General features: G+C 34.9%; 22 protein-coding genes. 14 read left to right on the top strand and 8 right to left on the bottom strand.

Features of this window, described 5'->3' with window-relative positions:
* Nucleotide 1: 1 nt before the first annotated feature.
* Genes AOY20_RS13265 through AOY20_RS13255 form a run of 3 tightly spaced genes read left to right on the top strand, consistent with a single transcriptional unit; the run spans nt 2 to nt 4,159 of the window.
* Nucleotides 2-805, top strand: coding sequence for a putative hydro-lyase (locus AOY20_RS13265; protein ID WP_054582310.1), 804 nt, complete (start codon nt 2-4; stop codon nt 803-805).
* 25 nt (nt 806-830) lie between these two features.
* Nucleotides 831-2,438 carry a 5-oxoprolinase subunit B/C family protein gene (locus tag AOY20_RS13260; protein WP_054582309.1) on the top strand — a complete coding sequence of 536 codons (1,608 nt, stop codon included), beginning with the start codon at nt 831-833 and terminating at the stop codon, nt 2,436-2,438.
* Complete coding sequence (locus AOY20_RS13255; RefSeq protein ID WP_054582308.1) at nt 2,438-4,159, top strand: acetyl/propionyl/methylcrotonyl-CoA carboxylase subunit alpha; 1,722 nt, start codon at nt 2,438-2,440, stop codon at nt 4,157-4,159. Before AOY20_RS13260 ends, AOY20_RS13255 begins: the two co-directional genes overlap by 1 nt.
* A 105-nt stretch (nt 4,160-4,264) precedes the next feature.
* On the opposite strand, the gene AOY20_RS13250 is transcribed toward AOY20_RS13255, so the two are convergent.
* From AOY20_RS13250 to AOY20_RS13235, 4 genes are all read right to left on the bottom strand, one after another.
* On the bottom strand, nt 4,265-4,771 hold the full coding sequence (locus AOY20_RS13250) for a tetratricopeptide repeat protein (protein WP_054582307.1): 507 nt from the start codon (nt 4,769-4,771) through the stop codon (nt 4,265-4,267).
* Between the two features lie 88 nt (nt 4,772-4,859).
* Nucleotides 4,860-5,198 (bottom strand): DUF3325 domain-containing protein, encoded by a 339-nt coding sequence (locus tag AOY20_RS13245; protein ID WP_054582306.1) that lies wholly within the window; start codon nt 5,196-5,198, stop codon nt 4,860-4,862.
* Nucleotides 5,195-6,970 (bottom strand): PepSY-associated TM helix domain-containing protein, encoded by a 1,776-nt coding sequence (locus AOY20_RS13240; RefSeq protein WP_054582305.1) that lies wholly within the window; start codon nt 6,968-6,970, stop codon nt 5,195-5,197. The genes AOY20_RS13245 and AOY20_RS13240 overlap by 4 nt, the downstream gene beginning before the upstream one ends.
* A 1-nt stretch (nt 6,971) precedes the next feature.
* Entirely contained in the window at nt 6,972-7,319 is a 348-nt protein-coding gene (locus tag AOY20_RS13235; RefSeq protein WP_054582304.1) for a hypothetical protein, read from the bottom strand.
* A gap of 175 nt (nt 7,320-7,494) precedes the next feature.
* On the opposite strand from AOY20_RS13235, the gene rutD reads away from it, so the two are divergent.
* The 7 genes from rutD to AOY20_RS13200 all read left to right on the top strand — a co-directional run bounded on the left by rutD (nt 7,495) and on the right by AOY20_RS13200 (nt 13,771).
* Nucleotides 7,495-8,301, top strand: coding sequence for a pyrimidine utilization protein D (gene rutD, locus AOY20_RS13230; protein WP_054582303.1), 807 nt, complete (start codon nt 7,495-7,497; stop codon nt 8,299-8,301).
* A gap of 299 nt (nt 8,302-8,600) precedes the next feature.
* Entirely contained in the window at nt 8,601-9,713 is a 1,113-nt protein-coding gene (gene rutA, locus AOY20_RS13225) for a pyrimidine utilization protein A (RefSeq protein ID WP_054582302.1), read from the top strand.
* Nucleotides 9,710-10,456: a pyrimidine utilization protein B gene (rutB, locus tag AOY20_RS13220; protein ID WP_054582301.1), complete on the top strand. Its 747-nt coding sequence runs from the start codon at nt 9,710-9,712 to the stop codon at nt 10,454-10,456. The genes rutA and rutB overlap by 4 nt, the downstream gene beginning before the upstream one ends.
* 31 nt (nt 10,457-10,487) lie before the next feature.
* On the top strand, nt 10,488-10,868 hold the full coding sequence (rutC, locus tag AOY20_RS13215) for a pyrimidine utilization protein C (protein WP_054582300.1): 381 nt from the start codon (nt 10,488-10,490) through the stop codon (nt 10,866-10,868).
* A 74-nt stretch (nt 10,869-10,942) separates the two neighbouring features.
* A complete protein-coding gene (gene rutF / locus AOY20_RS13210; protein ID WP_054582299.1) occupies nt 10,943-11,509 on the top strand; it encodes an NADH-dependent FMN reductase RutF in 567 nt (188 codons plus the stop codon).
* A 24-nt stretch (nt 11,510-11,533) separates the two neighbouring features.
* On the top strand, nt 11,534-12,889 hold the full coding sequence (rutG, locus tag AOY20_RS13205; protein ID WP_054582298.1) for a pyrimidine utilization transport protein G: 1,356 nt from the start codon (nt 11,534-11,536) through the stop codon (nt 12,887-12,889).
* A 45-nt stretch (nt 12,890-12,934) separates the two neighbouring features.
* Nucleotides 12,935-13,771, top strand: a complete 837-nt coding sequence (locus AOY20_RS13200; protein WP_054582618.1) for an NAD(P)-dependent oxidoreductase — start codon at nt 12,935-12,937, stop codon at nt 13,769-13,771.
* Nucleotides 13,772-13,880: 109 nt separating this feature from the next.
* Here the strand turns inward: AOY20_RS13200 and AOY20_RS13195 are convergent, their stop codons facing one another.
* Together AOY20_RS13195 and trhP are read right to left on the bottom strand one after the other, a co-directional pair.
* Nucleotides 13,881-14,132: a YfhL family 4Fe-4S dicluster ferredoxin gene (locus AOY20_RS13195; protein WP_054582297.1), complete on the bottom strand. Its 252-nt coding sequence runs from the start codon at nt 14,130-14,132 to the stop codon at nt 13,881-13,883.
* Between the two features lie 11 nt (nt 14,133-14,143).
* Nucleotides 14,144-15,547 carry a prephenate-dependent tRNA uridine(34) hydroxylase TrhP gene (trhP, locus tag AOY20_RS13190; RefSeq protein WP_054582296.1) on the bottom strand — a complete coding sequence of 468 codons (1,404 nt, stop codon included), beginning with the start codon at nt 15,545-15,547 and terminating at the stop codon, nt 14,144-14,146.
* A 590-nt stretch (nt 15,548-16,137) separates the two neighbouring features.
* On the opposite strand from trhP, the gene AOY20_RS13185 reads away from it, so the two are divergent.
* The 3 genes from AOY20_RS13185 to epmA all read left to right on the top strand — a co-directional run bounded on the left by AOY20_RS13185 (nt 16,138) and on the right by epmA (nt 18,734).
* Nucleotides 16,138-16,593, top strand: coding sequence for a protein kinase family protein (locus AOY20_RS13185; RefSeq protein WP_054582295.1), 456 nt, complete (start codon nt 16,138-16,140; stop codon nt 16,591-16,593).
* Between the two features lie 96 nt (nt 16,594-16,689).
* Nucleotides 16,690-17,757, top strand: coding sequence for a 4-phosphoerythronate dehydrogenase (locus tag AOY20_RS13180; RefSeq protein WP_054582294.1), 1,068 nt, complete (start codon nt 16,690-16,692; stop codon nt 17,755-17,757).
* Nucleotides 17,754-18,734, top strand: coding sequence for an EF-P lysine aminoacylase EpmA (gene epmA, locus AOY20_RS13175; RefSeq protein WP_054582293.1), 981 nt, complete (start codon nt 17,754-17,756; stop codon nt 18,732-18,734). The genes AOY20_RS13180 and epmA overlap by 4 nt, the downstream gene beginning before the upstream one ends.
* A gap of 51 nt (nt 18,735-18,785) precedes the next feature.
* Here epmA and uraH read toward each other — a convergent pair whose 3' ends face one another.
* Nucleotides 18,786-19,184: a hydroxyisourate hydrolase gene (uraH, locus tag AOY20_RS13170; protein WP_054582292.1), complete on the bottom strand. Its 399-nt coding sequence runs from the start codon at nt 19,182-19,184 to the stop codon at nt 18,786-18,788.
* Between the two features lie 136 nt (nt 19,185-19,320).
* Nucleotides 19,321-20,106 carry an rRNA large subunit pseudouridine synthase E gene (locus AOY20_RS13165; protein ID WP_054582291.1) on the bottom strand — a complete coding sequence of 262 codons (786 nt, stop codon included), beginning with the start codon at nt 20,104-20,106 and terminating at the stop codon, nt 19,321-19,323.
* Between the two features lie 416 nt (nt 20,107-20,522).
* Between AOY20_RS13165 and AOY20_RS13160 the strand changes: the two genes are divergently transcribed.
* Nucleotides 20,523-21,539 (top strand): aspartate carbamoyltransferase catalytic subunit, encoded by a 1,017-nt coding sequence (locus AOY20_RS13160; RefSeq protein WP_054582290.1) that lies wholly within the window; start codon nt 20,523-20,525, stop codon nt 21,537-21,539.
* Nucleotides 21,540-21,548: the final 9 nt, after the last annotated feature.

Raw genomic sequence — 21,548 nt, 5'->3', positions numbered from 1 at the left:
CATGACAAACATTAAAGCAGATATTCAACAGCTTAAAGCAGCATTGGAAGCAAGGCATAAAATCAGAGCAGGTTTTGATCGACCAACAGCAGGAATGGCTGCGGGAATGACTCAAGTGAATATGATTTCTGTGCCAAAAGAATGGGCATATGATTTTTTATTATATGCACATCGTAATCCACAAAGTTGCCCTGTATTGGATGTTTTGGAAGAAGGTGTTTATTCAACAAAATTGGCACAGGATTCAGATATTCGTACCGATTTTCCTCGTTACAGAATTTGGAAAGATGGAGAACTTGTTGATGAAATTACCGATGCACAAGATATTTATAATGCACATCCAGATTTAGTGACATTTTTAATTGGATGTAGTTTCTCTTTTGAAACGGCTTTGCAAGAAGCGGGTATTGAAGTTCGACATATTCAAGATAATACCAATGTTCCAATGTATTTAAGCAATATTAGTTGTGAGTCTGCTGGGCGAATTTCTGGAAATATGGTGGTTTCAATGCGACCAATTCCATCTCATCAAATTGCTGAAGCAGTCAAAATTACATCTCGTATGCCAAGTGTACATGGTGCACCTGTACATATTGGACATCCAGAAAGTTTAGGTATTCAAAATATTCATCAGCCTGATTTTGGTGAAGCTTCTCGTATTGAAGATGGTGAAATTCCCGTATTTTGGGCATGTGGTGTGACACCACAAGCAGCGGTCATGAACTCAAAAATTCCTTTTGCGATTAGTCATGCGCCTGGTCATATGTTTATTACAGATATTCCAGACCGTGCATGGATGAATTAATTCAATATAGCTAAGGATTAGGCAAATGCGATTTTTATCAGTAAATGTCGACAGTTTCTTAATTGAATTGGCAAGTTTAGAAGAAACGTTGGCGTTATATAGCAAATTACAGCAGGTAAAATTAAATGGAATTAAAGAATTAATTCCTGCTGCAAAAACAATTTTAGTTTTTTTCAATGAATTTGAAACGACGTTACAGAAGCTCATTTCTTGTATTGAAAAGCTTGAAATAGGGAGCAGTATTGATCGACAAGCTGAAGAAGTCATTATTCCTATTATTTATGATGGTGAAGATTTATCACAAGTTGCTGAATTACAAGGTATGTTAGTTGCTGAGGTGATTAAAAAACATCAGCAAAGTATTTGGAATGTTGCATTCATTGGTTTTGCTCCGGGATTTGCTTATTTAACAAGTTCTGATCATCCCTTTACGGATATTCCTCGTTTAAAAGTGCCACGTAAAAAAATACCCGCAGGTTCACTTGGGCTAGCAGGAAAATACTCAGGAATTTATCCAAAAGATAGTCCCGGTGGATGGCAATTAATTGGTACAACATTAGAAAAAATGTGGGATTTAGATCGAAAAAATCCTGCACTTTTATTACCAGGAATGAAAGTTCACTTTGAAGATGTGAGTCATCGACCGATATCTGTGAGCATACCGAAACAGATTGGTTCAACTGAAATTATTTCAACTGAAACAAAGCAATTAAAATCAAATCATCCTGTATTTAAAATTTTAGGTTCAGGCTTACAAATGCTAATTCAAGATGAAGGGCGTTTTCATCAAACGCAAGTTGGTGTAGGTCGTGCAGGTGCAATGGATTTATCGGCAATGCATATGGTGAATCGTATTGTGGGAAATCCGATAGAAACTGCTGTCATTGAAATATTAAACGGTGGTTTAAAAGTGCAAATGCAAGATTCAGCAGTAATTGCTGTGACAGGTGCAAAGTCGCAAATTAAAGTGAAATATTCAACAGGTCAGCAGGCTATTTTTGAAAGTTATCAGCCTATTGCACTCGATGCTGGAGATGAATTTCATATTCAAACACCAACAGCTGGTCTTCGTAATTATTTAACAGTTCGAGGTGGCTTTTGCCTTCAACCAATTTTAAATAGTTATTCTTTTGATAGTTTGGCGATTTTAGGTTCTGAACCTTTGAAAGTTGGAGATGTTCTTTATCAAGCAAAGATGAATACATTACCGATTTACCCTCATGCAGAAGCAAAAAATGATTTACCCAAAGTGGGTGATGTTGTTGAACTAGATTTAGTGATGGGACCAAGAACTGATTGGTTTGATGAGAAAAGTATTGAGCAATTTTTTGATCAAACATGGTTAGTTACCAATGAAAGTAATCGAGTTGGTTTACGGTTATCTGGAGATGTGCCATTACAACGAAAAATCACGCAAGAACTTGAAAGTGAAGGGACATGCACTGGTGCATTGCAAATTCCACCGAGTGGTCAGCCTGTTTTATTTATGAATGATCATCCCTTAACAGGGGGATATCCAGTATTGGCTTCAGTTGCAAAGCATCATTGGGATCTTGTGGCACAAATTCCCGCAGGTTGTCGTATTCAATTTAGAAAAATTGCTGAATTAATAGATATTGAGAGTAAATCATAATGAATAATGAAAAATTATTAATTGCCAATCGTGGCGAAATTGCGGTTCGAATTATTAATGCATGTCGTGATATGGGAATTTCATCGGTTGCAATTTATGCTGATGATGATATTGGAAGTATGCATGTTGAACTTGCTGATGAAGCTTGGAGCTTAGCAGGTGTTACTGCACCTGAAACTTATTTAAATATTCCAGCAATTATTGAAATTGCGAAAAAATCTAAAGCAACAATGATTCATCCTGGATATGGTTTTTTATCAGAACGTGCTGAGTTTGCACAAGCTGTGATTGATGCAGGTTTAAAATGGGTAGGACCATCACCAAGTGCAATAGAATGTTTAGGTGATAAAATTGCAGCACGAAAAATAGCTGCATCTGTAGGAGCACCTTTAGTACAAGGGACACAAGAACCTCTTAAAAATGCAGATGAAGCGATAAAGTTTGCTGAACAATATGGTTTACCTATTGCCATTAAAGCTGCATTTGGTGGTGGTGGTCGTGGTTTAAAAGTTGTTTGGAAATTAGAAGAAGTTCGAGAACTATATGATTCTGCTGTACGTGAAGCACTCGCTGCTTTTGGTCGAGGAGAATGTTTTGTTGAACAGTATTTAGATCAACCACGTCATGTTGAAGCGCAAGTCATTGCAGATCAAGATGGTCATGTTGTGGTTTTAGGAACTCGGGACTGTTCTTTACAGCGCCGTAATCAAAAATTAGTTGAAGAATCTCCAGCACCATTTATTGCTGAACATATCTATCAAGAAATTTTAACGTCAGCAAAAAATATTTGTTCAGCTGCAAATTATGTGGGTGCGGGAACTGTTGAATACTTATTAAGTAAAGATGGCAAGCTTTCTTTTTTAGAAGTAAATACACGATTACAAGTTGAACATCCGATTACTGAAGAAACGACCAAACTTGATTTAGTCGTTGAGCAAATTCGAATTGCATTAGGTTATCCGTTATCTGTTCAGGAAACACCAAAAGCAGAAGGACATGCCATAGAGTTTCGTATTAATGCAGAAGATCCAAGTCGAGGTTTTATTCCTGCCTTCGGTACATTAAGTTTATTTGAAGCACCCACTGGAAATGGAGTACGTATAGATACAGGTGTGCGAACTGGTTCTTTGGTTTCAAGTCATTTCGATTCATTAATGGCAAAACTGATTGTGACTGGTCCGACGCGTGAGATTGCTATTGCGCGTGCTAGGCGTGCTTTAACACAATTTAAAATTGAAGGTGTTGCATCTGTACTTGATTTTCATCGTGCTATTTTAACTGAGCCAGATTTTATTGATGAATTTAAGGTTCATACACGGTGGATTGAAAATGATTTTAAACAAGAATTAAAGCCGAAACAGCGAAGTATTCCAAATCATCAAGCACCAATGGTACTCAGTTATATTGAAATTGATGGAAAACTTCATCGTTTAGGTTTGCCAGCAGGAATGTTTGCTCAAAACCAGCAAATGACTTCTTCAACCGAAGCAATTTCTGAAACTGATTTTCATCCTGAAGATTTATTAGCACCGATGAATGGAGTGATTACACATTGGACGGTCAATAATCAGGAAGAAGTGAAAGAAGGTGATGCGATTGCAATTATGGAAGTAATGAAAATGGAGGTTCCTGTATTGGCACATCGTTCAGGAGTTATTCAAATTGTAGTGAAACAAAATGAAAATTGTTTAGTTGACCAAATGATTGCAAAAATTAATTAATACTGGTTTTTATAGATTGGCGTATTAAATTACGATATGTCATAAAAGATATTTTTAAAAGTAAGCCACATATAAAGTGGCTTACTTTAGTACTCTAAATCTGTTTTATTGCTCTGCTTTAGCATTCCAAAAATCAGCTTTTTCTTCGTCTACTTCAACACCTAAGCCGTGTTCATAAATACATGCTAAATCACGCATTGCTTGGATATCACCTAATTCAGCGGCTTGAGTAATCAATTGAATAGATTTTTCTACATTTTTCTCAATTACATCACCACGACGATAAAACCCTGCGAGCTCTAAAGTTGCAGCAGCATGTTTGAGTTGGCTTGCTTGAGTTAACCAATAATAAGCCAATTCAAAGTGAGTTTTTGCTTCTTCAGCATCTTCTTCAGCGATTTCTTTGGCATAGACTGTATAACCTTCACCAAGCCAGTACATTGCTTCAAGATGACCATTTTCGGCAGATTTTAAAGCCCATTCTTCTGCTAAAAAATTATCATCTTCATGTTCACTTTGCATATACAGTTCAGCAAGCTCAAATTGTGCTTTAGCATTACCAGCAATAGCAAGGTTCATCAGTTCAGTAGGAGGAGAAATACGATTTGGCATAAAAAGAACCATTTTAAATTTGCTATAGATTAAGTGAAACAATAAAAAAAGCCAATCTGAAGATTGGCTTGATAATGCAAAGCATGCACTATAATAAGCAAATAATTGCGCTTATTAAGGCAATGGCAATAATAATGATCGTTATATATTTCATTTTATGAGCGTAGTAGCTTAAGTTTAAACCCACAAATAATGCTGAAAATGTGAGTACACCAACCCAATAGCTGATTCCATTGCTTAACGTATAGGGAATTAAGCTAATAATGAGTGAAATGATTAACAAAAACCAGCCAAGTAAAGTCGCAATTTGACTTTGTCCTGCACTCAGTTCGCGATCAAAAATTTGTTTTTGGTGTTTTGACATTGAACTTGCTAAAGCAATAAATCCAAGTGTTGCAATTGACCATGCGAGTAAGAAAAAAATCATGCTTCAGACTCCTTGTTTGATGCAGGATTTTTTGCTTTTTTCATGGCTAATCCTTTGTGATTTTTAACTTTATAGAACGTAAAAATAAATAATATTGCTAATGTCCACATGGCTAAATCAAAGCTAGCAATTACCCATTGACCATAAGCAATACTGTTCCATAAAGCTTGACCACCAGTAACAAAATTCAAAATTGGTAACAATGCAAACATGAGTGAGGCAAAAGCAAGAAGCTCTAACCATGCTTGACGAGATGTTCTAAACATTGAATAAATGAAAGTGATGAGCCATATGATAAAGAAACTACGAATTTCTAAATCAGCACGTGCTTCCATTTGTGCAGGAATTAAACGGTTTGCATAAAAATAACCAGCACAGGCAATAGGTAGTCCAATAATTGCAGCAATATTTAAAACTTCAACTAAACGATAACCAAATGATTTATAGCCTTGTTTTTGCTGTTGATGTGCACGTTTTACACACCATAAAACAAGACCTGTAGCAATCATTAATGTACCGACAATACCAGATAAAAATAGTAACCAGCGTAAAGCAAGCTGTACACCACGTGCTTCATGTAATGTCGTAATAACATTATAGATGCCCATAGCAACCGAAGGATTTTTTAGCTGTGCACTTTCATCTGTCGTGTTTTTACCTGTAACGCCATTAAATTGAAGACTGGCATAAATATTACGAAATACGACGCTTTCACCATTTAAAGCGCGTAATTCAATTTGGGCTTGATTCGTATTCGGTGAAACAATACTAATGCTACTGATTGGATTAGTTTTCCACTCTTGCTGAGTTTCTGTAATGATTGGTTCTAAATGAGCGAGTGGTGCAGGTTGAGCTTCAACACTTTGATGTTTACGTCGACGTTCATTTGGTACTTCAGCATTTCCATTACGTGCAGACATTCTTTCTGTATTATCACCACGATCATTACGAGGGGTATTTTCAGAAGATTCTGAATTACGTTCAGAGCGATTTTCACGGTTTGCATTACTTTTTTCTTTTTCATTATTTGTTTGTACGAGTGCACGATTTTGTTCTTGTAAAAATGCGCCTCGATTATCATAAATTTTTTCAATTCCCCAAGGCATGATAGTAAAGAGTAAAAGTAATAATCCACTTAAAGTAATCATAATATGGAAGGGAAGTGCAAATACCGCTGTTGCATTATGTGCATCTAACCATGAACGTTGACCTTTTCCTGGACGGAAGGTGAAAAAATCTTTAAAAATTTTCTTATGGGTAATAACACCACTAATAATTGCAACCAGCATGAGTAATGTTGCAATTCCGACAATCCAGCGAGCCCACATTCTAGGCATACCATATAAATCGAAATGGAAACGATATAGGAAACTACCACCACGTGTTTCACGAGCTTCAAGTACCTCACCTGTTGCACTATCTATAGTGATACGGTTTCCTCCTCGTCTTGCACGAGGATCTTCACCTTGATCACGAACAGTAATGAGAGTTGTATTTTGACGCGAATTAGGAAGTTGAATATTCCAACTACCTGCATTTGGGTGATTTTCCTGTAAATATTTCAATGCCACTTGTGTCTGAGCCACTTGTGAAGAATGTGGGACAGATTGATGGAGTTCTGGTTTCATCCAAACAGTTATTTCATTTTGGAAAAAACTAAGCGTTCCTGTGACAAAAATTGCGTAGAGTAACCATCCTAGAATTAAACTTGCCCATGTATGTAGCCAAGACATTGACTGGCGAGGACCTTCCTGTTTTGCATCTACACGCATATTAATTTCCCAAAATTTTATAACAAATAAAAAGCACACATACAGGAATGAAAATTCCTAAACTTGCTTTAAGTGTTTTATTGACCATAAATACCCAAATAAATGCACTTGCCCAAAGTACGAAAGCAATAAGCGTGGCACTCATCGCAGCACTTCCTCTGTAATCTGCAAAATATTGAGCAGTCACAATCGCTGATAAGCTTGCAAGTACATATCCTCCGATTAATGCCAATGCAAAGCGATAGCTAATCATGAGTCGATAAGAGAGAGGTGTCGTTTGGGATTTACATTTTATTCGTGTAGATGAATTAATTTTTGAAGGATCTAGGGCATGGATTGGGCTATTCATTTAATGGTCCAATAGGAAACGAATAATTAATAATGTAAATGATAACAATTATTATTAATATTTAATATATTTACAACGATTTAAATACATGATAGAGCTCATAAAAAATTATAGATTGAAATAATTGGGCACAAAGATTGCAGTGAAAATATGAAATTTTATCGAAGGGTATAAAATGAATTATTATATTCATCCATCAAAAAATAGAGCAGCAAAAGAGTTTATGGTGATGTCTTCTGGTTTAGGAGGGCATGCAAATTTTTGGAATCCTCAAATAGAGACATTTAGTCAATATTTTCATATTTTGACTTATGACCAAGAAGGATGTCATGCAAGTGCTGAGTATTTAATAGATCAATACAGTATGACCAATATGGCAAAACAAGTTTTAAATATATTAGATCAAGAAAATATCGAAAAATTTCATTTTGTTGGGCATGCTTTAGGTGGACATATTGGAGCCGAACTTGCCACATTAATTCATGAAGATGAAGTGCTCAAAAATAAGACTAAATTATTAAGTTTAACCAGTATCAATGCATGGGATAATTTAGATCCTCATACTGAAAAATGTTTTTCTGCTAGAACTGCTTTATTAGAGTATGTAGGGGCAGAGGCTTATATTCAAGCCCAAGCATTATTTTTATATCCACCTGCATGGATTTCTAAAAATATTAAACAGATTGAACTAGCTGAACAAAAACAAGGATTAGATTTTCCACCCAAACATAACGTATTTGCACGATTAAATGCATTAAAAAAATTTAAAATTGAACAAAAACATATAGAGGCTTTAAAAGATGTCAAAGTTCATCTTATTGCCAATCAAGATGATTTTTTAGTGCCGTATCAAAAAACCTTGGATTTATATCAAACACTTGGGCATGGTACTTATTCCATCTTAGAAAATGGTGGGCATGCCTCTACTGTGACTGAGCCTGAAATGATGAATCAAGCGGTAATTAATTTTCTCATCCATTAAAGTAAAGTGATTTTAAACCTGAATTAACCATAAGTTTATCTTATGGTTTTTTTTATATGATTTTTTACCTTTTGGTAAGATTTTGGTTCAAAACGTGCACTTATTTAAAACAAGAATAACTAAAAATGAGCAATGAAAAAAATATGGTTTTTACTAAATAGTAAAATTAAAAACATATAAGTATTTGAAAATATTTAAATAAATAAAGTTGGCATATCAATTGCTAAACAACTTGTATGAAAGATTAAATATTTCTTAAATAAATTTTTTGAATAAAAGTTAAAAAAGAGGTGGTTGATATGAAAATTGGTGTGTTCTGTCCAATTGGTAATAATGGTTGGTTATTGTCTGAAAATGCGCCTCAATACAAACCAAGTTTTGAGATGAATAAACAAATTGTGCAACGTGCAGAACATTATGGTTTTGACTTTGCTTTATCTATGATTAAGTTGCGTGGCTTTGGTGGAAAAACTGAATTTTGGGATCATAACCTAGAAACATTTACCTTAATGGCGGGTCTAGCTGCGGTAACTAGTAAAATTAAAATTTATGCGACAGCAGCAACATTGGTTATGCCACCTGCGATTGTTGCACGTATGGCATCTACGATTGATTCTATTTCTAATGGTCGTTTTGGCTTAAATGTAGTGACAGGTTGGCAAGCTCCTGAATATACCCAAATGGGGATGTGGCCTGGAGATGAGTATTTTGGCAAACGTTATGAATACTTATCTGAATATGTACAAATTTTACGTGAACTTTGGGCAACAGGTAAGTCTGATTTTAAAGGCGAACATTTCCAAATGAATGATTGCCGAGTGAGCCCACAACCACAAGCAGATATGAAAATTATTTGTGCTGGTCAGTCAGAAACAGGTTTGGAATTTTCAGCGAAATATGCAGATTATAATTTTGTTTTTGGCAAAGGTTTAAATACACCAACAGCTTATGCAGAGATTAATGATCGTTTAAAAGAACAAACAGATAAAACAGGTCGAGATGTTCAAACTTATGTTCTATTTATGGTGATTGCTGCTGAAACAGATGAAGAAGCAATGGCGAAATGGCAAAACTACAATGATGGTGCCGATATTGAAGCAATTAATTGGTTAATGAATCAAGGTGGAAAAGATACCAAATCTGGTGCAGATACCAATATTCGTCAAATGGCTTCAAGTGTATCTCCTGTGAATATTAACATGGGAACGTTGGTGGGTTCATATGCCAATGTTGCAAAAATGTTGGATGAAATTGGCGAAATTGAAGGGACGGAAGGAATTTTATTAACCTTTGATGATTTTATTTTAGGCGTAGAAGACTTTGGGCAAAAAATTCAACCACTTATGAAATGTCGTCAGCATGTTGTGATTGATGATGTGGTTGAAGCACCAGTTTGGGAGAAATCAGCATGAGCCAATCAGTCGTTTGTAGCACCTTTACTCAAGCAAGTGCATTTAGCAAAGAATTAAAGGCAGAACCTGAACATATTCAACTTGCACCAGAGCAAACTGCATTAATTGTTATTGATATGCAGAATGCTTATACCTCGCAAGGTGGATATTTGGATTTGGCTGGATTTGATGTTTCAAAAACCAAACCTGTTGTTGAAAACATTAAAAAAGCTGTAGATGCCGCTCATGAAGCTGGTATTCAAGTAATTTATTTTAAAAATGGTTGGGATCAGCAATACAAAGAAGCAGGTGGGATTGATTCTCCAAACTTCCATAAATCAAATGCATTAAAAACAATGCGTAAGAATCCTGAGTTACAAGGCACACTTTTAGCAAAAGGAGGCTGGGATTTTGAACTCATTGATGAATTACAACCAACTGCACAAGATTTAGTGATTGAAAAACCACGTTATAGCGGATTTTTTAATACAGCTTTAGACAGCATGCTGCGCTGTAGGGGAATTCGTAATCTTGTTTTTGTCGGTATTGCAACAAATGTTTGCGTGGAGTCGACGCTAAGAGATGGCTTTTTCCTAGAATATTTTGGTGTGGCATTGGCAGATGCTTGTTATCAAGCAGGTCCAGTCGAAGCCCATGAAGCCAGTATTTATAACATTAAAACATTCTTTGGCTGGGTGTCAGATACTCAAAATTTTGTTGAGACATTTAGTACATCTGAACAGAAATTAGATAAATCAGCATAAAGAAAATTTTGAAAATTAAGGGGAAATTCAAATGCCAAAAGAAATTATTATTCCAGCAGGAACAGGTAAACCATTAGCACCATATGTCCCTGCAACAAAAGCAGACAACATTGTTTATGTCTCAGGTACTTTAGCTTTTGATGAAAATAATAATGTCGTTCATGTTGGCGATGCAGCTGCTCAAACTCGACATATTTTAGAGACTATCAAAAAAGTGATTGAAACAGCAGGTGGCACAATGGATGACATTACTTTTAATCATATTTTTGTCAAAGATTGGGCAGATTATGCAGCAATTAATGTTGTGTATGCCGAATATTTCCCAGGCGATAAACCTGCACGTTATTGCGTGCAAACAGGCTTAGTAAAACCTGATGCTCTAGTTGAAATCGCATCTATTGCACATGTTTAGTTAAATAAATGAACAATTAATCAGTGAAAAATCACCCTAGAAGGAGAAGAATTATTCTAGGGATGGGGGATGTCATGAATGCAAAACTATCAAATATTGATGCTGAAAAACTGCAATTAAATAATTTAGATGAATTGGCTTCACTTACACATTTGGCAATTGATCAGCAAGTTTTCCGTCAAGGAATGTCAAATTTAGGTGCGGCTGTAAATGTGATTACGACGCATGGAGAAGCGGGTCAAGCAGGTTTTACTGCATCAGCTGTATGTAGTGTGACAGACACACCTCCAACATTATTGGTTTGCTTAAATCGTTCTGCTTCAGTGTTTGAGACTTTTAAAACCAATCAGGTACTTTGCGTAAATACATTGGCTTCTAAACATCAGCATCTTTCAAATTTATTTGGTGGAAAAACACCAATGGATGAAAGATTTCAACAAGGGCAATGGACAACATTAGTGACTCAAGCACCTGTTTTAGAAGATGCTTTGGTGAGTTTTGATTGTGAGGTTGTACAGAGCATGTCTATAGGAAGTCATGATGTTTTATTTTGCGAAGTTAAAGCAATGAAACAAAGCCAAGGAATGAATGCGCTGATGTATTTTAATCGAGCGTATTGCGAGCCAACAGAAATGAATTAATGAAAATATGACTAGGGGATTCCCATGCAAACAAAAGAACCGTGGTTTCCGAAATTTAAGCCTTATACAGGTAATTTAGATACAACACCTGTGCAAATTGATGAATATTTGCCTGCTGGGAAAAGTCTCGTTTTAGGTTTGCAACATGCTTTTGCAATGTTTGGTGCAACTGTTTTGGCACCGTTATTGATGGGGTTCGATCCAAATTTAACTATTTTTATTACTGGAATAGGCACAATTTTATTCTTCCTCATCACAGGGGGACGATTACCAAGCTATTTAGGATCAAGTTTTGCATTTATTGGTGCTGTTGTTGCTGTTACAGGATATACAGGCGTTGGTGCTAATCCCAATATCGCCTTAGCTTTAGGTGGAACAATTGTTTGCGGTATTGTTTATGCACTTATTGGTTTATTAGTCATAAAAACAGGCACAGCATGGATTGAAAAATTAATGCCTCCAATTGTGACAGGTGTGATTGTCATGATTATTGGTTTAAATCTTGCGCCTGTAGCAATTAAGAGTGTCTCAGCAAATAATTTTGATAGTTGGATGGCATTACTGACGATTATTTGTATTAGTGTAATTGCAGTATTTACTCGTGGAATGGTACGCCGTTTATTGTTGTTATTAGGCTTGGTTTCATCTTATGCATTGTATTTTATTATTGCCAATGTCATGGGATTTGGTACACCTATAGATTTTACTAAAGTTGGTGAAGCTACATGGTTTGGTTTGCCTACATTTCATTCACCTACATTTGATTTAAATGCCATTATGTTAATTGCACCAGTTGCGATTATTTTAGTTGCAGAAAATTTAGGGCATTTCAAAGCTGTATCTGCAATGACAGGCAAAAATTTGTCACCTTATATGGGGCGCGGTTTTTTAGCTGATGGTGTATGTACTACGCTTTCCGCTTCGGTAGGTGGTACAGGCATGACAACTTATGCAGAAAATATTGGGGTTATGGCTGTTACTAAAGTGTATTCAACAACTGTCTTTGTATTTGCTGGTGTCTTTGCAATTTTATTGGGTTTATCACCAAAATTTGGTGCAGTGATTAGTACGATTCCCGTTGCATTATTGGGTGGTGCATCAATTGTTGTATTCGGATTAATTACAGTTGCTGGAGCTAAAATTTGGGTCGATAACAAAGTTGATTTCACTAAAAATAGTACATTAATTATTGGTGCAGTTTGTTTAATTATGGGAACTGGTAATTACAGTTTACATATTGGTTCATTCGATTTAGGTGGAATTGGTACAGCAACATTGGCTGCTATTTTACTTAACTTATTTTTAAGTCGTGGGGAAGAGAAAACTGCTGATATGACAACGGCAGTTGAGAGTTCTGAAACGAAAATTGCACATAGTTAGGAGATTCTTTTGGGACTTAATATTGCATTTATAGGGTTAGGGGCGATGGGATGGCATATGGCATCCCATTTGCCAAAACTCGGTCATTCAGTTTGGGTATGGAATAGAACGCAGCAAAAAGCAAAAGATCATGCTCAATTATTTGGAACGATATCTGTTTCTATAGAACAAGCTGTACAGGCAGATTATATTTTTAGCTGTTTACCGACAAGTGCTGATGTTGAACAATTAATTCGACAATATACACCTAAATCTGGAAGTATTTGGATTGATTGCACAAGTGGTGTGCCTGATGTTGCACGATCTTTATCGGCATTTTTAAAAACAGTCGGTGTGGATTATTTAGATGCTCCTGTTTCTGGACAAACGATAGGTGCAGAAAATGGCACACTTACCGTGATGATTGGAGGCAACCAAGCTGCTTTTGAAAAAGCGAAATCTATTATTCAGGCTTTTTCACATTTAATTGAATATGTGGGAGAAAGTGGTTCGGGTTTTGCTGTAAAAGCAGTAAATAATACTTTAATGGCAACACATTTATGGGCATTGGCAGAAGGTTTGACCCTATTAAAAGCGAAAGGGGTGAATCTAAATTCCGCACTGAATTGTATTAATCATTCAAGTGGGCAAAGTGCGATGTCTTTAAATATTATGGCGCAAAAAGTATTGAATCGAAGTTTTCCAAAAACCTTTGCACTCGATTTACTTCAAAAGGATATTGGAATAGCTGTTGATTTACTGGCACAAGAAAATTTAGATTTACAATTACTGCGATTGGTCGATCACCAAATGAGTTTAACGCCAAAACGACAAGCATCTGAACTTGATTTTTCAGCCGCAGTTCAGCAACTTGAACAGCAATATCAAATTGAATTAAGTTAAAAGCAAAAAAATAGACTTCTTTCAGCATTCTTTTTTCATGGAGTGATTAGAAGAATGTTTATAAAATGAAAGAAGTCTAGCTGAAACTAATTTATGACTTTGATTAAAACTAACCGAAAAGTTTTAATCCTTCGAACTTTTGCATGAGTTGTTCTTGCGTTTCAACATGCTCAGGATGAGGAATAATACATTCAATTGGGCAAACCGAAATACAGGTTTGATGGTCATAAAATCCCACACATTCTGTACATCGATTTACATCAATTTCATATACTTTTTCACCTTCATAAATGGCATCATTTGGACATTCAGGTAAGCACATATCACAATTGATGCATTTATCTGTAATTAATAATGCCATGACTGCTTTCCTTAGTTTGCTTGATAAGCTAAAGAAGATGCAGAAATATCCGCAGTTGAGTTTGGTAAATTACGAATTAACAGTGCATAAGTCATATCAACATCTGCAGGTATAGGAATATCTACAATATGACCCGAACCTTTAGCTTCTGTAATAGCATTACCTTTTTTATCTGTCATTTCAGAAAGTATAAAAGTGATGTTACCTGAAGTCGTCATAAGCTCTAGTGAGTCACCAACCACAAAGCGGTTTTTGACATCAATCTTAATAAAGTCACCATTACGTTCTAAAACTTCACCACAAAATTGTTGATGATCGAAACGTGATGAGCCTGTTTCATAGTTTTGATATTCGCTATGTACATGACGACGTAAAAAACCTTCGGTATAGCCACGGTTTGCTAGACCTTCAAGTTGAGTCATTAATGATGGGTCAAAAGGCTTTCCTGCTAATGCATCATCAATAGCTTTACGATAAATTTGCGCTGTACGTGCACAATAAAAATAAGATTTTGTACGACCTTCAATTTTAAGCGAATGAATGCCCATTTTTGTCAAACGGTCAACATGTTGAACTGCACGTAAATCTTTGGAGTTCATGAAATATGTGCCATGTTCATCTTCTTCTGCGGCAAACATATCTTCTTCATTACGTTGTAAAAGTACAGGTTCATCAATATGATGTTGATTTAACATGTGTTGCTCATCAGCATCTTGAGATGATGACTGACAGCAAGTTGAATTTTCAATTTGCTGAACAGGAATAACATCACCTGTTTCATCTTCTTTTGCGTCGTGAATCTTATATTCCCAACGGCATGCATTTGTGCAAGCACCTTGGTTGGCATCACGTTTATTCATATAGCCAGAAAGCATGCAACGACCAGAATAAGCCATGCATAAAGCACCATGCACAAAAACTTCAATTTCCATACCAGGAACTTGATTTTTTATTTCTTCAATTTCATCAATAGATAATTCACGTGACAAAATAACGCGAGTGAGTCCCATTTTTTGCCAAAATTTTACAGTTGCCCAGTTTACAGCATTGGCTTGAACAGAGAGGTGAACATCCATATGTGGGAAATGTTCACGTACCATCATAATTAAACCAGGGTCAGACATAATGAGTGCATCAGGTTGCATAGCAACAACAGGCTCTAAGTCACGAATAAAATTTTTCAGTTTAGAATTATGTGGTTGAATATTCACAACGACATAGAATTTTTTCCCAAGCTGATGTGCTTCAGCAATTCCAATGGCTAAATTATCATGATCAAACTCATTGTTACGTACACGTAAACTATAACGAGGTTGTCCTGCATAGACTGCATCTGCACCATAGGCAAATGCATAACGCATATTTTTAAGTGAACCAGCAGGGGATAAAAGTTCTGTAACGTGAGTGATACTCATGATGGATCTATAAAGACATAGGAAAAATATGGGATTACATTGTAGTGATCTATAAATTAGATTCAACCTAGTAATTTAGTCGGAAATGGGTCTAAATATCATGTAAATTATTGAAAAAATAAAATATTGTTAAGTAAAAGTAAATAGTTTATTCATGTTGTTGATATGATTTCACAACAAAATTTAAAAAATAAAACAAAAAAAATAGATGATTTAAAATGTAATAAAAATTTAAATAATGTAATGAAATTTAAAAAAATATATAAAACTTTATATAAGCTTTTAATTTAATGAAATAAATTATGACTCTTTTATTATATTTTAATTTCTTTATTAATTAAATATAAAAATATATTGATAAAACTTATTTCTAAATAAATATATTTGTTTGAAATAATTGAATTATATAGCTTTGAAAATTAATTTAATATTAAGTTTTAGTTAATGCTACAAAAAAAACTAATAACTAAACAAAAATAATATAAAGTGTGATTTATTTATCATTATTATTGGTATTTCCATTGTTTAAAAAATAATTGCTTAAATATTCGTCATGATTAAGGGGAAATCTAAATGGCTGGTTATTGTTGATGAGCATTTGGGCATTAAATCAAAAGATTATCTGTATCTGCTGTGTGATGATGCTTTTAGCATGTAATCATCATGATCAAGATAAATTACATGATGATACTCGACATACAGTAAAACAAAATATTAATCATCAATCAATGTCGACTCAAATTGGTGGGCGATTTTTAGTTTCTAATTATTTATCACAACAAAAAATTGATATTGCTGTATATGAGACCAACCAATTAAAAGATGGAGTCTATTATTTTCATGTTTATATTCGAAATAGAGGCACAGAGCATTTTAAATTAGATATGGATAAAGTATTTTTAGTTGATCAAGATGGTCACAAATACCATGTAGGATTAATTGATTATGGATTATTAGAAACAGTTCACCCAAATATGACAGTCAATGGGATTATTGGGTTTGAAGGTTCACAAAAATTAATACCAGCGTATTTAAAGTTTTTTTAGCCATAAAAATTGAAGATATAGCATTAAAGCAATTTACATAATTTATATTTTAAGGTTGTAGCGTTATCATAGGACAAGTTTGACTTGGATAGTACTATGAAGATCATTGCAGATGAGAATTTAGCATTTACAGAATATTTTTTTTCTGACTTTGGTGATATTTACCAACATGCTGGTCGAACCTTAACTCATCAAGATGTAGAAGATGCAGATGCTTTATTAATACGATCTGTCACTCAGGTAAATCATCAATTAATTGAGAAGAGCCAACTTAAGTATATTGGTAGTGCTACGATTGGCACTGATCATTTAGACATTACAGAAATTGAAAAACAAAAAATAAAATGGTCAAATGCTGCCGGCTGTAATGCACAGGCTGTTGTTGAATATGTAATTACTGCTTTACTGAATTTAAAACCACAATTATTAGATCAAAATGAAAATTTTACATTAGGAATTATTGGATTAGGGAATGTCGGTTCTCGTTTAGCAACAATGGCTCAATTATTAAATTGGAATGTCATTGCGTATGATCCATTTGTAGAACGTTGTCATGTGAATCAAGTTGAATTAAATAGCTTACTTCAAAATGCTGATGCAATTTCAATTCATGTGCCTTTAACCAAAACAGGTGATTATCCAACCTATCATTTAATAAATGCTTCAACACTAGCTCAAATGAAACCAGATACGATTCTCATTAATTCTGCACGTGGTCCAGTTATTGCTGAATCTGCTTTAATTGAAGATCTTCAGAAAACAAATCGTGCTGTCGTTTTAGATGTATTTGAACATGAACCTGAAATTTCAGAAGAATTATTAAATTTAATTCGTATTGTGACACCACATATTGCAGGCTATAGCTTGGAAGGAAAAGCACGTGGTACTCAAATGATTTATGACGCATTCTGTCAAACATTTAATTATAAGAATGACAAAGAATTTGAAACACAATTACCAGTATGTGATGCTTTATTTAATACACAAGATTTAAAGTCAGTATTAAAAAGATATATTTCAGAAATTTATGATATTCAAAGAGATGATCAAAATTTACGCGCATGTCTTAAAGACGGTAAGGTAGATCAAAAAGCATTTGATTATTTAAGAAAAACTTATCCATTACGTCGTGAATGGGCAGCATATGGAGGGCCTAAGGCATGACATCTCAAATTCAATATCAGCCAACGTGCGACTTAAAAGCAATGCAAGCACGTGCAAAAATGTATATACAAATTCGTCAATTTTTTGCAGAAAAAAATGTTCTAGAAGTTGAAACTCCTATTTTGTCTCAAGCAGGCGTTACGGATGTGCATTTAGCATCAATTCAGGTACAGAGACATCTACAAGGGCATAAAAAAACACACTATTTACAAACATCACCAGAATTTGCAATGAAACGTTTGCTTGCAAGTGGTAGCGGTCCAATTTATCAGATTTGTAAAGTTTTTCGTGATGATGAGCATGGCAGAAAACATAATAGCGAATTTACAATGCTGGAATGGTACAGACCAAATATGAGTTTGAAAGAACTTATGTTGGAGGTAACAGATTTGTTAAATGTTACTCTAAAACATCGGTTTGGTGAAGTTCGACCAACAGTATTGAGCTATAAGCATGCATTTATAGATCGTTTGGATTTAAATCCTTTAAAAGCAAGCGTTCAAGAACTCAAAGATTGTTGCCGAAGATTGGGGTTAAATCTAGACTTAGGTGATGATCGATTAGGATATATTGATTTATTATTTTCTCATTTTGTTGAGCCTAGTTTAGGTTTTGATACCCCTGTTTTTTTAACAGACTTTCCACATGAAATGGCATCGTTAGCAAAAACGAAAAATGATGAAGATGGAGAATTAGTTGCTGCACGCTTTGAGCTTTATATTGAAGGTCTAGAGCTTGCAAATGCTTATGATGAGTTAATTGATGCAAATATTTTAAGAGCCCGTTTCGAGGTAGATAATATTGAGCGTGAAAAGCTTGGGCTTCATATTATGCCAATAGATGAGTATTTGCTTAGTGCTTTGCCAAATATGACCGAATGTTCAGGTATTGCATTGGGTATTGATCGTTTATTAATGATTGCGACTAACCAAATGAAATTAGAGAAAGTGATTGCTTTTCCAGCACATATTTCATAATGATTTGGATTAAAAAATGGATGCATCTGCATCCATTTTTTGAAAATTTAATTAATTTCCACGATAAGTAGAATAGCCATATGGACTTAGAAGAAGTGGAATATGGTAGTGATCTAAATTACCGTCAACAATAAAAACAACAGGAACTTCAGGGAAGAAAGAACGTTGATTTTGTTCTTTAAACCATTCACCAGTTTTAAATGTTACTTTATAAGTGCCTTTTTGAAGTTCAGTTTCTTTAGGGAATAACTCTTTAATACGACCATTTTCATCTGTTTTCTTTTCATTCAGTTTTACCCAATTATTACCTTGTTGAGCTTCAAGAACGACAGAAACATTTGGTGATGGTAAACCAGATTCTAGATTTAGAACGTGAACACTTAGCGGATTTTGTGCAAAGCTTAAAGTTGCTAAACTAGCAGTAAGGGCACCAAAAATAATTTTTTTCATATTATTGCTCCATTTTAATAAAACAGCTAAATGATTGAACTGCTGGAGTCTAGTATATATCAAATTAATAAATCATATGAATTATGTAATAAAAGAATGCCGAAGCATTCTTTTGTTTTTTTAAATGAGAAGAAAATTAACGAGTGCGACGACCACGACTTTTGGTACTTGGACGTGTTGTACCATTCGTTTTACGGCGAGGCTTTTCACCATCTTCCATTTGCCAAATGCGAGGTGTACCTGACTTTTTCTTTGGTGTACCATCTTTATTGACTTTTTTGTTGATTGGTTTGCCACCAGTACCGCCTGGTTTTTTCACATATGAGCGTGAACGATAAGGTTCTGCAGCAGGAACATCTTTAAAATCAGGATAAAGTAAAGGTTCAATTTCTTTAGTTTCACCAGGTTGTAGCCCAAGTTGTACCAAATCAATAGAACCAATTTTAGTACGAATTAATCGTAAAGTTGGAAAACCAACAGTTGCTGTCATACGACGAACCTGACGGTTACGACCTTCACAAATAGAAATTTCAACCCAAGACGTTGGTACAGATGCACGGAAACGTACTGGTGGAACACGCTCCCAAAGCCATTCTGGTTCTGAAACCTTAATAGCTTTGGCTGGTAAAGTTATACCATCATTTAATTCCACACCTTTACGAAGTTGCTCAAGTGCTTCGTCGGTAATGTCGCCATCAACTTGAACTAAATAAGTTTTAAATTTTTTATTTGAAGGATGTGTAATAAATTGATTTAAACCACCATGATCGGTAAGGAACATTAACCCTTCAGAGTCCATATCCAAACGACCTGCAATTCGTAGTTCAGGATCATCGATGAAATCGGCCATGGTTTGATGCTTTTCATCTGGACGGAATTGGGAGAGGACGTCATAAGGTTTATTGAGAATGACGATTTTCATAGGACATGACTTCTATAATTACATGAATTTGATAAATATCGAGATTTATTAATATAAGAAATGTCGTAACTTCTCATATAAATCTCAGAACTAAGGCGAATTGTTTAGAGCGTGTTCGTGTTAATGCATAAAGGAAAGTATTGCTTTAACAGAAAAAATTAGATGACATGATTATACAAGGAAAATTAAGCAGAAAGAACGATAAAGTTGTTATTCATATATTGGTTTTGAATTCATTTGAATAAAGAAGAGATGATAATGCATTTGAGTTAAAATATATAATTGATAATTAAACTATATATTGTATTTTTGAATGTTAATTTCTTTAGTCTTTATTCTATTTTCCCGAAACATGATCTGCCAATGATTTGGGTTTATCTGTATAATACGTTAACTTAGCGTATAAGGAATCCATCATGCATTTGGCATCATTGCACTCTCCGAGCCAGATTCAACTTAATCAACACGGAAACCTAAAGCATTTTTTGACCATAGAAGGTCTATCTAAAGAAGTTCTTACAAAAATATTGGACACCGCGGCGTCCTTTTTTAATGACCAAAATCAGCTCATTACTAACAATCTCTTAGAAGGTCGTACGGTAATGAATCTTTTCTTTGAAAATTCTACTCGTACTCGAACAACCTTTGAAGCTGCCGCAAAGCGACTTTCTGCTAATGTTTTAAATATTGACATTGCAAGATCAAGTACTTCAAAAGGTGAAACATTACGAGATACGCTTTGGAATCTTGAAGCAATGGCGGCAGATATTTTTGTTGTACGTCATTCTTCTTCTGGAGCAGCACATTTTATTGCTAAAGATGTTTGTCCTGATATCGCAATTATTAATGCTGGTGATGGACGTCATGCACATCCAACACAAGCAATGTTGGATATGTTAACCATTCGACGTGAAACCAATAAAAAATTTGAAGATATGAGTATTGCCATTATTGGCGATATTAAACATTCACGTGTTGCTCGTTCTGATGTTGCTGCTTTACAGACTTTAGGATGCAAAGATATTCGTGTGATTGCTCCAAATACGTTATTGCCATACGGTTTTGAAGAGTATGGTGCAGATGTTCGTCTATTCAATAAAATGGAAGATGGCATTCGTGATTGCGATGTGATTATTACATTGCGTATTCAAAATGAGCGAATTGATTCTCCAGCTTTAGCTTCTCAAGCTGAATTTTATAAGATGTATGGATTAAATCCAGAAAGATTAGCACTTGCAAAACCTGATTGTATTGTAATGCATCCTGGGCCAATGAACCGTGGTGTGGAAATTGATTCGAGTATTGCCGATGGTCCTCAATCTGTAATTTTACATCAGGTGACCAATGGTATTGCCGTTCGTATGGCAGTATTGGCTTTGTCTATGCAAGGTCAATTACAAGAAAAAGGTTTATTAGAAGCGATTGCGGTATAAGGGGACAGT

The sequence above is a fragment of the Acinetobacter equi genome (assembly GCF_001307195.1).
Lineage (GTDB): Bacteria > Pseudomonadota > Gammaproteobacteria > Pseudomonadales > Moraxellaceae > Acinetobacter > Acinetobacter equi.
Note: the sequence above shows the minus strand (reverse complement) of the source record. Positions and strands in the feature narration are given on the sequence as shown.